Below are 241 nucleotides of genomic sequence, written 5' to 3'. Positions count from 1 at the left end.
CATCAATAAAACAACTAACAAGGAGTAAAAATGAAAACTATCACATTAAACATAAAAGGCATACATTGCGGCTGTTGCGTAAAAAGTCTTACTCAAGTTTTAACTGAATTAGATGGTGTACAATCTGCTGATGTGCAATTAGAGGGTAAAGTAAATATTACTTTTGATGAAAATCGAGTCAATGTTGCACAGCTGATTGAGGTCATTGAAGATGCTGGATTTGACGCCACAGAGTAAAAAA

At 34.0% G+C, this 241-nt stretch carries 1 protein-coding gene; it reads left to right on the top strand.

Translation table 11 applies throughout. The features are described 5' to 3' along the window. Positions 1–30 precede the first annotated feature (30 nt). Positions 31–237, top strand: a complete 207-nt coding sequence (locus tag HMPREF2813_RS02550; RefSeq protein ID WP_005666693.1) for a heavy-metal-associated domain-containing protein — start codon at positions 31–33, stop codon at positions 235–237. The last annotated feature ends 4 nt before the right edge of the window (positions 238–241 follow it).

Origin of the sequence: Haemophilus sp. HMSC066A11 (assembly GCF_001811665.1) — a bacterium.
GTDB classification, from domain to species: Bacteria; Pseudomonadota; Gammaproteobacteria; order Enterobacterales; family Pasteurellaceae; genus Haemophilus; species Haemophilus influenzae.
The sequence above is the reverse complement of the archived record's forward strand: the minus strand, read 5'-3'. Positions and strand labels throughout refer to the sequence as shown.